The 14,544-nt window shown below is 27.6% G+C and carries 13 protein-coding genes; 3 read left to right on the top strand and 10 right to left on the bottom strand.

Going from position 1 to position 14,544, the window contains the following annotated elements; translation table 4 throughout:
• Nucleotides 1-80: 80 nt before the first annotated feature.
• The gene (locus MHO_RS05905) at nt 81-437 is read left to right on the top strand and encodes a hypothetical protein (RefSeq protein ID WP_012855804.1); all 357 of its coding nucleotides are present in this window, start codon (nt 81-83) and stop codon (nt 435-437) included.
• A gap of 14 nt (nt 438-451) precedes the next feature.
• Here the strand turns inward: MHO_RS05905 and MHO_RS05900 are convergent, their stop codons facing one another.
• On the bottom strand, nt 452-877 hold the full coding sequence (locus MHO_RS05900; protein WP_012855803.1) for a hypothetical protein: 426 nt from the start codon (nt 875-877) through the stop codon (nt 452-454).
• 156 nt (nt 878-1,033) lie between these two features.
• Here MHO_RS05900 and MHO_RS05895 point away from each other — a divergent pair, with 156 nt between their 5' ends.
• Nucleotides 1,034-2,044: a nicotinate phosphoribosyltransferase gene (locus MHO_RS05895; protein WP_012855802.1), complete on the top strand. Its 1,011-nt coding sequence runs from the start codon at nt 1,034-1,036 to the stop codon at nt 2,042-2,044.
• Nucleotides 2,044-2,685, top strand: coding sequence for a hypothetical protein (locus MHO_RS02935; protein ID WP_012855801.1), 642 nt, complete (start codon nt 2,044-2,046; stop codon nt 2,683-2,685). The genes MHO_RS05895 and MHO_RS02935 overlap by 1 nt, the downstream gene beginning before the upstream one ends.
• Nucleotides 2,686-2,995: 310 nt before the next feature.
• Here MHO_RS02935 and nrnA (MHO_RS02930) read toward each other — a convergent pair whose 3' ends face one another.
• The 9 genes from nrnA (MHO_RS02930) to MHO_RS02890 all read right to left on the bottom strand — a co-directional run bounded on the left by nrnA (MHO_RS02930) (nt 2,996) and on the right by MHO_RS02890 (nt 14,538).
• Nucleotides 2,996-3,982 carry a bifunctional oligoribonuclease/PAP phosphatase NrnA gene (nrnA, locus tag MHO_RS02930; RefSeq protein ID WP_012855800.1) on the bottom strand — a complete coding sequence of 329 codons (987 nt, stop codon included), beginning with the start codon at nt 3,980-3,982 and terminating at the stop codon, nt 2,996-2,998.
• Entirely contained in the window at nt 3,975-4,952 is a 978-nt protein-coding gene (gene nrnA, locus MHO_RS05890) for a bifunctional oligoribonuclease/PAP phosphatase NrnA (protein WP_012855799.1), read from the bottom strand. Before nrnA (MHO_RS05890) ends, nrnA (MHO_RS02930) begins: the two co-directional genes overlap by 8 nt.
• Nucleotides 4,953-5,082: 130 nt before the next feature.
• Nucleotides 5,083-5,514, bottom strand: a complete 432-nt coding sequence (locus tag MHO_RS02920; protein WP_012855798.1) for a 23S rRNA (pseudouridine(1915)-N(3))-methyltransferase RlmH — start codon at nt 5,512-5,514, stop codon at nt 5,083-5,085.
• Nucleotides 5,515-5,516: 2 nt separating this feature from the next.
• Entirely contained in the window at nt 5,517-7,337 is a 1,821-nt protein-coding gene (gene mnmG / locus MHO_RS02915) for a tRNA uridine-5-carboxymethylaminomethyl(34) synthesis enzyme MnmG (RefSeq protein WP_012855797.1), read from the bottom strand.
• A 20-nt stretch (nt 7,338-7,357) separates the two neighbouring features.
• Entirely contained in the window at nt 7,358-7,699 is a 342-nt protein-coding gene (rbfA, locus tag MHO_RS02910) for a 30S ribosome-binding factor RbfA (protein WP_012855796.1), read from the bottom strand.
• Nucleotides 7,686-9,503, bottom strand: a complete 1,818-nt coding sequence (gene infB / locus MHO_RS05885; protein WP_012855795.1) for a translation initiation factor IF-2 — start codon at nt 9,501-9,503, stop codon at nt 7,686-7,688. The genes rbfA and infB overlap by 14 nt, the downstream gene beginning before the upstream one ends.
• Nucleotides 9,455-9,757 carry a YlxR family protein gene (locus tag MHO_RS02900; RefSeq protein ID WP_012855794.1) on the bottom strand — a complete coding sequence of 101 codons (303 nt, stop codon included), beginning with the start codon at nt 9,755-9,757 and terminating at the stop codon, nt 9,455-9,457. Before MHO_RS02900 ends, infB begins: the two co-directional genes overlap by 49 nt.
• Nucleotides 9,751-11,349, bottom strand: a complete 1,599-nt coding sequence (nusA, locus tag MHO_RS05880; RefSeq protein ID WP_041359674.1) for a transcription termination factor NusA — start codon at nt 11,347-11,349, stop codon at nt 9,751-9,753. The genes MHO_RS02900 and nusA overlap by 7 nt, the downstream gene beginning before the upstream one ends.
• A 105-nt stretch (nt 11,350-11,454) precedes the next feature.
• Entirely contained in the window at nt 11,455-14,538 is a 3,084-nt protein-coding gene (locus MHO_RS02890; RefSeq protein ID WP_012855792.1) for a type I restriction endonuclease subunit R, read from the bottom strand.
• Nucleotides 14,539-14,544: the final 6 nt, after the last annotated feature.

Below are 14,544 nucleotides of genomic sequence, written 5' to 3'. Positions count from 1 at the left end.
AATAACTAATTTTAAAAAGCCATGTTTAAAACATGTGCTTTTTAAATGCTCTTATTTTTTAATGGAGTAAAATTTTAACTATGAAAATTACTTTACCTATAATACTTGTAATTGTTGGTTATATTTTAATTACATACATATTAACAACGTCAATACTATTGATGAAAAAGCCACAATTAATAACTAAACGCCACACCTTAATTTCGCAAGTTGCAATAGCGTTTATTCCAACATTAAGTGTTTATGCTATAACTTCATTGGATAATTATTTCATCCTATGAAATCAAAATGGTTACATAGCCTTATCTTGCTTTTTTATAATCTTTATAAGCATTGCCATTCCTACATTAGTGTTTTATATAATTCTATTTACACATCGCCAAAGAAATGCAAACAAAATATCAAAAGAAATTAAACAAAAAAACCTTGAAAATTAATTCAAGGTTTTTTTCTATCCTGCTATAGCAACGTTTTGAAATTGGCTTTTTTTATCTATATAAATTTCTTTTAGCTTAATCGAAGATACAAAGCTTGCTACCAATGCTACAAAAAATAATAATGGAATTAGCGAAATCAAATAGCATTTTCTTAATGATTCATTGTTTAATTTGATTGCTAGTTTATAACCCATTACATTTATTGTATACATTCCAACTATCATTGCTATGCAAAGAATTATAAATATTATAGATAATGGATATTTCACCATTGAAGATGAACTTTTAGATTCAACTGCTCATATTAAAATAGCTATAACTCCTAAAATAAAAAATAATGATCAATAACTAAAATGTCAACCATTTTTTGATATTTTCTTTATATTTTCTATTTCTTTTTCTTCTGGAGATAGCATTTTTTTATCTTGGTTTTTTGCCATACTTATTCTCCTTTATTATAAAACATGTCTTTAAAAAAGATATTTTAACAATGATTTATTATTTTATAACTTTATATGATTTTATTAATTAATTTTGTTTAAAATTTTAATAAGAGGCTAATAATAATTTATTAAATTATTATAAAAAGGAGAATAATGAAAAAAATCAATTTGAAAGATTACATTTCAATTTATTTTTACAAAACTCAAAAAATATCAAAAAAGTTCAAAAAAGATCAAAACATTACTCTACAATTCTTTCAAAGACATAATGATGTCAAATTATGTGGAATAAATGAAGCAATTGATATTTTAAAACAAAACACTGATATTTCTAAATACACCATAAGATACATGCCAGAAGGCAGTATAATTCACAATAGAGAAGTAGTTTTAGAACTTGAAGGCCCTTATTATGAATTTGGTATATGAGAAGGAATCATTGATGGCATTTTAGCAAGGCAATCATCAATAGCAACCAATGCATATTGAGCAATAAAAGCAGCAAATGGCAAAAAGATCGTAAGCATGGCAGATAGGGCAGATCATTATATAAATCAACCAAACGACTCATATGCAATAAGAATAGGTGGTATAGAAAATCACTCGACTTTTCTAAGCTCAAATTTTGATCCAAAGCATACTTTTGGAAGCATGCCTCATGCATTAATTCAAATGTTTGACGGTGATATTGTAGCTGCTTGCAAATCATATAAAAATGTTTTTCCAAATGATGATCTAGTTGCCCTAGTTGATTTTCACAACGATGTTATAAGCGATTCATTAAAATGTTTAAAGACTTTTGGCAAAGACTTAAAAAGCGTAAGAATAGACACATCGAAAGCGCTTATCGATAAAATGTTCAAAGAAGGCGAAGCAGAATTTGGCGTTACACCAAATCAAGTAAAAAGGCTAAGAGAAGCATTAGATAATAATAACGGCAAGCATGTAAAAATAACTGTTTCAAGCGGATTTGACGCTCAAAGAATTGCTGAATTTGAAGCCGAAGAGACTCCTGTTGACACATACGGCATCGGTGCAGCACTGCTAAAAATTTGAGTAAATTTTAGCGCCGATGCAACAAGATTAAATGGCCATAATATCGCTAAAGCTGGAAGGGGATATTTAAAAAATCCTCAACTAATAACTTATAAGGAGGCTAAATAATGACATCAAAAGAAAAGAAAATGAAAATAAAAAATGTTATATTAAACATTATTGGTTTTCTAACCGTTGCTCTCTTTCTCGTTATTGCTATCTTGCTATTTTTAGCAGCAAATGGCATTATGGGAACTATATCTAAAAAATCAAGTATTGTTTGTTATGTTTTTGGTGCAATCTTCTTAGCTATATTCATTTTAATTGTAATTAAAATGATATTAATATTAAAAAAAGAAAATGTATATATAAAAAATGCAATTGATACAGATAAGCTCTTTGCAAATGCTTCTCTAAGCCCTGAAGAAAATGAAATTCATAAGCAATTTATTGAAAAATTTAAACAATATCAACAAAGTAGAAACATATACTTCGGATATTTATTTACTAAAGCATTAAGCTCATATAAAAGAGATAATATTGATATCTCAGACCACGAAATAAATTCATTAATTGAAAAAATGATTATTGACTGCCATAATGAATTTGGAATCTTTGATGTCTATTTAGCAATTGATTTAGCAAATTCATTAAATAAAAAGCTTGTTTGAAAGGGAGATTTTAAGAAATACAAAACTTATTTTTCTTTTATTAAATCAATAAACAAGAAAGTTGATAATTATATATTAGATAATTTTATTCATAACTAACATTTAATTCTAGTTAAAAACCAAGATTTGTTGTATTGTCAAATCTTGGTTTTTAACTTTTATTTTTTTTCTTCTGTAAGAAGGTTGTATCTTTTAAATAATGATTATGTTTTCTATTTAATTCTGAGTTTTTTGCATTTACTCAATCTAAATTCTTTATATCGTTCATATCTAAAGAATTTAATCCATTATTTATCTCTTCAATTAGTTTAGATAAATCCTCATAGCCTTGTTTTCGTTCAGGGTAGATTTTAAAAAAGATGATTCTTATTTTACAGAATCATCTTTTTTAACAAATTATTTCTATTTTTTATTCATAATCAGCAAGGTTTTTTGTTTCTTGTTCTAAATCTTTAATAATCAATGGAATTAAATTAGGATCAGAAATTTGAGCAACTGATGCACGTATGTGTCCGCCCCCACCTCATTTAATTGCTACATTTCTTACATTGCAACCGTTTGATCTAAATTCACAACGAATTTGGCCGGGTTTTTCTTCTGTAAAGAATACTCATGCCTTTGTATTGTCGATTGAGCCAAGAACAAAAGGTCTATTTGCTTTTAATGGATCTTTAATTCCTAATTTAATTTGTTCAGACAATGGGAAGTAAAATGAAACGACGTCGTTTGCTATTTTCATGTTTTGAGATATATATGTATTTATATTAATATCAAACAATGTACGCTTAGAAAGTTCTGTATGAATTAAGTCTTTTTGGCTACCATTGTCTCACAATCAGCTTACTAACAACATTGTCTTTGCTGTTGTTGTATTGGTTGATAATTTAACTGAATCAGTATATATACCCAAATATAAATAAGTTGCAGCTTCTTTGTTTAATTTTCAACCCAATTCGTATGCTATTTCAGTTACTTGTTGAGCAGCAGCTGGTGCTTCTGGTTCAACCCATCTTAATGAAGCATCCAAATCGTCATCATTTGGATGGTGGTCGATTCTTATTACTTCATTGAAACAATTATTGTCTAAATATTCTCTACATTCTAAACGTTCTTTAAAGTTAGCATCAACAATAATTGCTAATGAATCATCTAACTTTTCTAGTGGTAATTTATCCATTTTAAATTCTAAAAATGAATAAATGCCTTTGGAATCACCAATTGTATACACTGTTTTATCAGGGAAATTTACCTTAATTAAATTCTTCATTCCAAATTGAGAACCCAAACAATCTCCGTCGGGTCTAATATGATGATATATAACTATATTTTTGTGTGCTTTAATTCTTTCTTCAATTTTCTTGAAAATTGCTAATTTTTCTGCACTTATTTTATTCATATTTTAATACCTCTGCCTTTAAGTCTTCTATTAAATGTTTCATAGATTTTTTATTAGCGCAAGTTGCTCCTGAAGCAACTTCGTGACCACCGCCAGGGTAATATTCAGGTTTTGCACAAATATGATTTATTCATATTCCATTGCTTCTTACTCTTGCTCTAATTTTACCATTTGGTTCATCAATGAATAATACTCAAATTTTAGCATCACCAATATTTGCTAAAATTCCCACATCATTTGCTTCCTTTTCATTTAAACCAAATTTTCTTTGAATCTTCTTGTTTGCATAGAATCAAAGTACTTTGCCTTCATTTTTGTAATGTAAAAGAACATAGGCATTGAATCTAACTTTCTTTTCTTCACGAATTGAAAGAGGGAAGTTAATGTCTCAAACTTTAAAATCATTGCCTTCATGAAGATAACTTACTACATCAAATGTTCTTTTTTGAACGTAGTCATATTGAAAACGATTAGAGTCTGTGTTTATGCCTAAATAAACGTATTTAGCAGCTTTTGTTGTAACTCTTCATTTTGCCATCATTGCGATATATCCAACTTGTTCAGCAGCTGCTGCATATGTTGCGTCTTCCCAAGTATAGTCATAATTAATATCTGGATCAACTGGATGGTGATCTATTCTTAACATATGGGTAAAATTACCATCTAAAATATAATTAGCAAATTGAATTCTATTTGAGCAGTTTGCATCAACTACTACTCCTAAAGAATTCTTAAGATATTTTTTATCAATATTTTCAAAATTATCAAAATCTCATTCTAAAAATGGAAAGATTCCTCCGTTATCCCCTAAAACAAAAACGTTTTTTTCAGGATAATTTTCTTTTATTAATTCTCTCAAACCAAATTGAGAGCCTAAACAATCTCCGTCAGGTCTAATATGATGAAATATAAAAATATTATCGTGTTCTTCAATTGCCTGTTTGGCAATTTCTCATGTATTTTTTGCCATGTAAACTCCTTTCAAGAATTTATTTTTTAAATTTAACATGGTTACATTTAAATTATAAATGTTTTATTCCTTTTAAATAAAAAAATAAGAAATAAAAAAATAGACTTGTTTTTTAAAATAAAAGCCTATTTTATTTGTGATATTTTATGTTGTTTTTTATACTAAATCCTCGATAAATTTGTTCAATTAACATTATTCTAAATAATTGATGAGGAAATGTCAAATCTGAAAAACATATTTTATTTTTAAAATATGTTTCATCAACTCCATTGCTACCGCCTATTACAAAAGTAATATTATCTTCAATAAGTAAATCCGAAAATTCATTGCTATCAAGTTTCTTGCCTCTTAATGATAAATAATAAACTTTGGAGTTTTTAGGAATTTTTTCTAGGATTAATTTTGTTTCTTCGGCTATTTTTAAATCAATATTTTTATTAACTTGTTCTTTTATTTCAATCAAATTTATTGAACAAAAAAAACTAATTTTTTTAAGATATTGATCATAGATAGTTTTATATTCCTTGCTTAGAGAACCTACTGCTACAATATTTAATTTCATTACTAACGCTTATTGTTTAAATAAAATATTAGCATTTGAATATCAGCAGGATTTATTCCACTTATTCTTGCTGCTTGGCCAATTGTTTCAGGTCTTATTTTATCTAATTTTTGTCTTGCCTCTGTTGCTAAATTATCAACACTTCAATAATCAATGTCTTTTGGTAATTTTAATTGTTCCAATCTAAGCATTTTATCCGCTGCTGATTCTTGTTTCTTTAAATATCCATACAAACGAACTTGAATAGTTATTTCATCAATATATGGAAAATTTGAACCTAAAATATCAACTGGATCTACTTCGGGATTTGAAAGTAATTTTAAATATGACATACCATTTGTTACATTGTACTTTTGACCAACATCACTTTTAGAAGAAACATATTCATTTTTTAATTTTTCTACTGTTTCAGCAATAATTTTATATTTTTCTTCAATCCTATCATGTTCTTCTTTGCTTATCATTTTGTTGTCATATGCATACTTATACAAACGTTCATCAACGTTATCGTTTCTCAAAAGAAGTCTAAATTCCGCTCTACTTGTTAGCATTCTATAAGGTTCGTTTGTGCCTTTAGTTACAATGTCATCAATTAAAACGCCAATATAACCGTCATTTCTTTTTATGATTAATGGTTCTAAATTATCAAGTTTATTAGCAGCGTTAATTCCTGCTATTAATCCTTGAGCTGCTGCTTCTTCATAACCACTCGTTCCATTTGGTTGACCTGCTGAAAAGAAATTTTTTAAAATTTTGCTTTCAAGAGATTTGTATAAATTCAAAGGGTTAATTGCATCATATTCAATTGCATAACCATATTTTTGAACTCTTGCATGTTCAAGACCTGGAATAGATGCAATCATTTCATCTTGAACATCTTCAGGCATTGATGTAGACAACCCATTAATGTACATGATGTCACCACGTGCTGTTTCTGGTTCAAAGAAAATATGATGTGTATCTTTTTCTTGAAATCTAACAATTTTATCTTCAACACTTGGACAATAACGTGGACCAATTCCAATTATGATTCCAGAATATAATGAACTACGTTTTAAGTTTTTTAAGATTATTTCTTTTGTCTTTAAGGTTGTGTGTGTTAAATAACAGCAAGTTTGTTCATCTAGTTTTTTATTACTACGGCTTGAAAAACAAAGTTCATTTTTTTCTAAAACTTCTTTTTCAACTTTTGAAAAATCTATTGAATCTGTATAAATTCTGCAAGGTGTTCCAGTTTTTAATCTTATTATTTCAAAACCATATTTTTTTAAATTTTTCGAAAGTGTTGAACTTGTCTTTTCTCCATCGGGTCCATCATATTTTATATTTTCACCGCGCAAAATTCTTGAATTCATATAAACACCAGTTGTCATAATAACAACTTTTGAATATAGTTTACCATGTTCAAGTGTTTCAATTCCAACACAAGTTCCATCTTCAACAATTAAATCGCTTGCTTCATCTTGAATCAATGTAATATTTTTTTGTTTTTCAATGTCTTTTAAAATTATTTCCGAATACTTTTCTTTATCGATTTGGGCTCTTAATGATCAAACTGCTGGGCCTTTAGATGTATTTAGCATCTTAATTTGAATCATTGCATTATCAGCAAAAAACCCTTGAACTCCGCCAAGGGCATCAATTTCACGTGTTATTATTCCCTTTGCAGAACCGCCAATTGAGGGGTTACAAGGAAGCATAGCAAGTCTATTAATGTTTAAAGTTACCAATGCGACTTTAAAATTTCTTTTTGCCAAAGCATAAGTTGCTTCTATTCCAGCATGACCACCGCCAATTACAATAGCGTCAAAATTATTGGTCATATTTTTCCTTTGCTTTCTAATTAATTATTTTTTTCTTCTTCAATCTTATTTAGAATTTTATCGATTTTAGCTGCGTGTTCTTCTACAGTATCAATTTCAAAAATTAATTCTGGTAGAACTTTATATTTTCAATTCTTTGCCACAACCGAACGAATAAATGGTGTCATTGTGGTTAATTTTTCTAAATATCTTTTTTGATCTTTAAATAAGGTTACATAGATCTTGGCATGAGAACCATCATTTGATAATATAACATCATTTATTGAAATGTTTGTTACATCAAAATCTTTTAATTCATAAAAACTATTTCCAATCAATTCTAATAGTAATTGTGTTTTTCTTTCGTGATTAATTGTGTTCATTGACTAATACATCCTCATAAAATTTTAATTCATCATCTACTTCTATTTTATCAAAATCCTTGACATGAGTTCCAAAATCAAAACCCTTTTCAACAGATTTGACATCATTTTTTCCTCTTTTTAGAGAAATAATTTGTCCTTTAAAAATTAATTTATTCCGTCTATATACCTCAACCTTACTAAATTCCTTAACAATGCCTTCTTGCATCATGCATCCTGCAATTTGGCCTATTTTTGAATAAAAGAATAGTTGTAGGACGGTTGCAGATCCAATTAGTTTTTCTTCATAAACAGGTTCTTTTAAGGTTGTTATTAAAGTTTCTAATTCCTCAACCATTTTATAAATGATATTATGTTTAAAGATTTTTATATTCTTTAATTCGGCTGCCTTTTTAATTTCGTTATTTATTGTATTGTTGAATAAATAAATTCTTGCATTAGATGTTTCAGCAAGCAAAATATCTGCTTTTGTTACTTCGCCAGAGGTTGCTCTTATAACATTAACTGCGATTTCATCATTTCTGATTTTTTGCAATGTTTGCTTAATTGCTTCTGCTGTTCCTTGAACATCTGTCTTAACAATAACGTTTACAGTTTTTATTCCATCTTGAATAGAAAATGCATTTTTTTCATTTAATTCTTTACATTTATCTAAATATGATTTTTCAGATGCTAATTTTTTGGCAAATTTTTCATCGCTAATAGCTACAAATTTATCACCCGATTGAGGGTTTTTGCTTAAACCAGTAATTATACATGGAGTACCAGGCAATGCTTTTTGTATAGGCTTACCATCAATAGAAGTTAAACTTCTAATCTTGCCATATTGCCCTCCAGCTACAATGAAATCACGAGGTAGCAATGTTCCACTTTCAACAATAACAGTCGAAACAACTCCACGTCCTTTGTCAATTCTAGATTCAATAATCGTTCCAATAGGATCTCTATTTATATTAGCTTTTAAATCAAGTAAATCAGCTTGTAAAAATATTGCTTCAAGTAGTTCATTTATATTAGAATTTTTTAAAGCCGATCCATAAACAAATTGGTAGTTTCCACCTCATTCTTCACATAAAACATTGTTATCAGCAAGTTCGCTTTTTATTCTTTCAATATCGGCTCCTTGCTTATCCATTTTATTAACAAAAACAATAATTGGCACATTGGCTGCTTTTGCATGGTCTATTGCTTCTATAGTTTGGGGTTTAACTCCATCATCTGCCGCAACTACAATGACTACTATATCAGTAATTTTTGCTCCCCTTGAACGCATTTCAGTAAAGGCCTCATGACCAGGTGTATCTAAAAATGTAATTTTGCGTCCTTGATATTCAACTTGATATGCTCCGGTGTGTTGAGTAATACCACCGAATTCTGTTTCAGTAACATTACTATGTCTTATTCTATCAATTAATGTAGTCTTACCATGGTCAACATGTCCCATAATTGTTACTATTGGGGGTCTAGAAGCTAAATCATTTGGGTCTTCAACAATTTCAAGCTTATTAAATAAATTTTGAGCATCAACATTTTCTTCTTTTTTAAAATCTAAATTAAATTCAAAACAAAGTTCTGCTATTTCATCTTCGCTTAATGTTGTGTTAATTGTTTTGATTATTCCTTTTTTAAAATAATAGGTCAATATTTCAGTAGGGTTTTTATTTATTTTAAGAGAAAATTCCGAAATTGTCAATGGCCCATTAAATATAAAAACTCCATCTTGTAATTTTGTTTCACCAGCAGTTAATTGCTCTTTTAATGAGCTAACGTTTGATTTTCGTTTTTGGATATTTTGTTTACTCATTCATCCACCTCTTTCCTTATTTCATTGTATTTTTGAATATCTATATTCTGCTTAAATGCTTTATTTAATAATCTTCTTTTAAATAGAATTTCAATTTGTTCACTATCGTTTAGACAATATGCGCCTCTTCCGGGGTTCTTTTTGTAAGGATCAAAGCTAATTAAATTGTTTTTATCTTTAGAAAATCTAAGCAATAAATCTATATCATATATTTTATTATCAACAATTGACTTTCTTTGTATAGGCTTTACCATTTTTCATCATCCAAATCACTTAAATCAATGTTTTCTAATCCACTGCTTAAATCTTCATCACGTTTAAAATCTTTCATTTTGGTTGCTGTAATTTTTTCGTAATCCTCTTCTTCATCATTTTTTTGTTCATTTAATTCATCAAAAGATTTTGAATAAGGATCAAGGTCATTTTCATCAACATTATTTTCTTTGTCGTCATTTAGTTCTGATAAAGTTCTTTCTAAATCTTCATCTAGACTATTTGAAAACATTTGTCTTTCAAAGATATTATCATTTTGTTGAGCTTTTCTTCTCATTTCGGCAAGGTCTTCATCAAATTCATCAATATTAAAACTATTTTCAAACGTATTAAATTTGTTTGTAGCATTTTTATTACCAATAGTTTTTGGGTGTTTAAATGAGTGATGAAGTTTTTTACCACTTTCAAGTAATTCAATTTCTTCTTTTGTAATATTGCCATTTTCAAAATTGTATTCAATGCCTCTTTCGTCTGCTTGTTCTTGGCTTAAAATATCTAATTTTGCTTTTACTAATTCAGAAGCTAAAGAAACATTTTGGCCTTTCTTTCCAATAGCAAGCGTATGTTGAATTGTTGGAACAATAACATTAAATGAAGGATAAGAATTTTTTGATGGAACTTCAATTAAATCAATAACCTTTGCTGGGCTTAATGCATTTTTAATGTATTCTTTTATATCATCCGAATATAAAACTACATCTATTTTTTCTCCATTAAGTTTTCTAGATATTGTTGAAATTCTTTCAGAATCACGCCCCATTATTGCGCCGATTTCTTCCATTGTTTCAGGAGCATCATTAGATTTTTTAATAGAAACCTTTGCTCTTTCTCCAGGAATTCTTGCAATATTAACTATTGAAATTAAGCCTTGTGAAATTTCAGGAATTTCAATTTCAAATAATTTTTGAAGTAGTCTTGATTCAACTGACGAAACAATTATTTGAGCATTGCTGTTTTCTTCTTTTACTTCTTCAATTACAACATCAATTCAATCGCCTGGATTTAATTTTGAAATTATTCTTTGGTTTACAAAATTAGAAGGCATAAATGCCAAAGTTCCATCTCTTAATTCAAGATTTACTTTTCCTTTGTTAACAGAAACAATTTTTGCCTTAGTTGAATTTCCAACTTCACTTGCATATTTTTCACAAGTCATTTTTCTTTCTAAATTTTTAATGTCTTGACTGAAATTAGCAAGAATTTTGTTATAGTCTTTTTTACTAAAATATTCAAAGTTAATTTCTTGAGAAAGAGAATCTCCAATTTCTACATTTGGATCTATTTTTTTAGCATCACTTAATGGTATTTCTATGCATCTTGTTAAGCGATCTTTTTCTTCGCTTGTTATTGGATCGCCAACGACAACTTTATTATGATTAATAATTGCAAAATTGTCATTTTCTTGATCGAAAATAAATTCAAGATCTGCTTCTTCGTCATAAGTTTCAGTTATTAACTTTGTAACTGTATTTTTAAAAGCTTCAACAACTTCTGCTTGATCTATTTTTTTAATTTGTGAAAGGTTATAAATTTGTTTGTAAATTTCTTTTGCTGTTAATTTTATTTCACTCATTTTCATTCCTTTTTTATCTATTTTAAGTAAAAAGGGAGGCATTTAGCCTACCCTTTATATATCAATATAAAACGTAACTATATTATAAACCAAAAACATTAGAATTTAAATATAAAATTTTTGGAAATAATTTTCAAGTTTTTCTAAAACTGCCTTCTTTTTAATAGATCTTTCTTTTCCTTTTGAACCAAATAATGGCATTTTAGGCAATAAATCTCCAATCTCACTACCAGCAGTTTTTATTTCTCCTAACTCAAACGAATCATCCATAAATTTATGGGTTTTATCAAAATCTAAATTTTCTTCACTAATAATTTTGTCAAGCTCTTTCTTTTTTTCTAGTTCCATAAATTCTTGAAATTTAGTTGGGATATCTTGTTCATTATTATTAATTGTTGAAACGAATTTTTCAATTAATTGTTTTTTACTTCTTAATTCAGGCGATGAAGATGAAGCTAAAGATATTTCATTTCTTAAATTGTTAATTTCAGCAATTGTCTTTCCTCTAAACTCTTCTACCTTTTGCAATATATAATCAATATTAACTTCGTAAGTCTTTAATAATTCAGTTTCAAAAATTACATCATCATTAATTGAAGCAATTTCTTCTTTATATATCTTTTTAAATTCATCTTTTATATCCAAATATTTGCTTGAATAATTTTGAAAATCTCTAACGTTTAAGATTTCCTTGCCAATGAATTCATCAAAAGAAGCAAGAATATTTTTTAATTTTAATACCTTACCAAACAATATAATAAATTCTTTATTCTTTTGTTCACTTATTACATTTCAATTATCTAAAGGAAATTCATTATTTAATTTTTGAATATAATCGCAATAGCCATTGTGATGCACTTGCTGACTATCATTATAGCCATAATAATAGTCAACGAAATTTTTGATTTTAACAATTCCACTGGCTTCTCCATCGCCAAATATTGAAATTGCTTGGTCAGTTTCTTTTTCTAAATTTCTAAAACATACAATATTTCCATATACCTTTTTATCATTTAGAATTCTATTTGTTCTTGAAAAAGCTTGAATCAAACCGTGTTCTCTTAGTTTCTTATCAACCCATAATGTATTTAATGTTGGGGCGTCAAAACCAGTTAAAAACATGTTTACTACAATCAGCATGTCTAAATCTTTATTTTTTAGTTTTAAAGAAACATCTTTATAATACATTTGAAATTGTTCACCTTCACTATTAAAGTTTGTGTTGAACATATTATTGTAATCTTTAATAGCACCATCCAAAAAATCTCTATCTGGCTTACTTAATTGCAATGTATTTTCATTATCCTCTTCATCGATTAAACCACCATATGATTCTTCGGTATTAACCCCATATGAATATATTAAAGCAATTTTTAGATTGTTTTTAGGATCTTGAACAAGCTGATTTTTAAATTCTAAATAATACTTTTTAGCCATTTCTATTGAAGAAACCGCCATAATAGAATTAAAACCGCTCACGTTTCTTTTAATAGTTTTATCTAAATTATCAGATATTGAATGGTTATAAATTATATTGGAATTTCTCCTAGTTTTTTGATCGAAATGTTTCAATATGTATTCAACAACTAGTTTAATTCTTCTTTGATCTAAAAAAACACTTTCCCGATCAATATCTTTTACTTTTTGATCCTCTTTATCGTTTAGCGATTTATCAACATCAATTGTTTTAATATATTCAATTTTAAATGGCAAAACGTTTCTATCATTTATTGCATTTATTATTGTATAAGTGTGTAATTTTTGGCCGAAAGCTTGTTCGGTTGTTTTAATCACTTCTGGACTTGATTTATTGATATTAGCTGCAAAAATTGGTGTTCCGGTAAAACCAAATAAATAATATTTTTTAAAATTTTTAATAACAGCTGTATGCATTGCACCAAATTGAGAGCGGTGACATTCATCAAATATTAAAACAACTTCTTTATCAAAAACAGGATGATTTCTATTATTTTTTATAAAAATTGATAATTTTTGAATAGTTGTAATTATTATTTTCTTATTAGGGTCATTAGATTCTAGTTGTCTTTGCAATATTAATGTAGAACGATTTGAATTTGCAGCGCCTTTTTCTAATTTATCATATTCCTTCATTGTTTGATAGTCTAAATCTCTTCTATCAACAACAAAAATTACTTTATTTATATAAGGCAATTGTGATGCTAATTTTGCAGTTTTAAAAGAGGTCAAAGTCTTACCACTTCCTGTAGTATGTCAAATAAAGCCACCCGCTGCAATACTTCCATATTTTTTATAATTGTGTGAAATATTTATTTTATTGATTATTTTTTCGACAGCAACAATTTGATAAGGTCTCATTACTAGCAACATTTCTTCAGATGTAAATATACAATATTTGGTCAATATATTTAAAATTGTATGTTTTGAAAAAAAGGTACTTGTGAAATCAATTAAGTCATGAATAGGGTTATTTTTTGAATCAGATCAAAAATGTGTAAATTCAAAACTCTTAGAAGTTTTTGAATCTATCATATCTGATTTTTTATTAACATGTTGTAATCTTGTTGTATTTGAATAATATTTGGTATTTGCCCCGTTTGAAATAACAAATACTTGTACATATTCATATAAGCCGTTGCCAGCCCAAAACGAATCTCTTTGATACCTATTGATTTGATTAAAAGCCTCTTTTAAAGCAACACCTCTTCTTTTTAATTCAATATGAACCATTGGAATGCCATTAACCAATATAGTAACATCATATCTATTTTTATAGTTGCCTGTTTCTTCTTCATATTGATTTATAACTTGAAGTTTATTATTATGAATATTGTCTTTATCAATTAAAATAATATTCTTATGGCTTCCATCATCTCTAGTTAAAAGTTGGCGATAATCCTCTTGTATTATTCTACTTTTATCTTTTATTGAAAAATTTTTATTTGCGATATTTTCATTAAAAAATTTTTTTCATTCATTATCTGAAAAATTTATTTTATTTAGCAATTCAATTTGTTGTCTTAAATTATTAATTAAATCTTCTTCATTATGAATATTCAAATACTCATATCCTTGACTTTTAAGCATTGATATGAATTGACTTTCAAGTTCACTTTCTGTTTGATAATCTTTTGCTTTATTTGCTAGAGGCTTATATTCAGAAACAACCGTATCATTCTCGTTTTCAACAATAATGTTATATTTTTCCATAGTTTA

The sequence above is a fragment of the Metamycoplasma hominis ATCC 23114 genome, assembly GCF_000085865.1.
Lineage (GTDB): Bacteria > Bacillota_I > Bacilli_A > Mycoplasmatales > Metamycoplasmataceae > Metamycoplasma > Metamycoplasma hominis.
The sequence above is the reverse complement of the archived record's forward strand: the minus strand, read 5'-3'. Positions and strand labels throughout refer to the sequence as shown.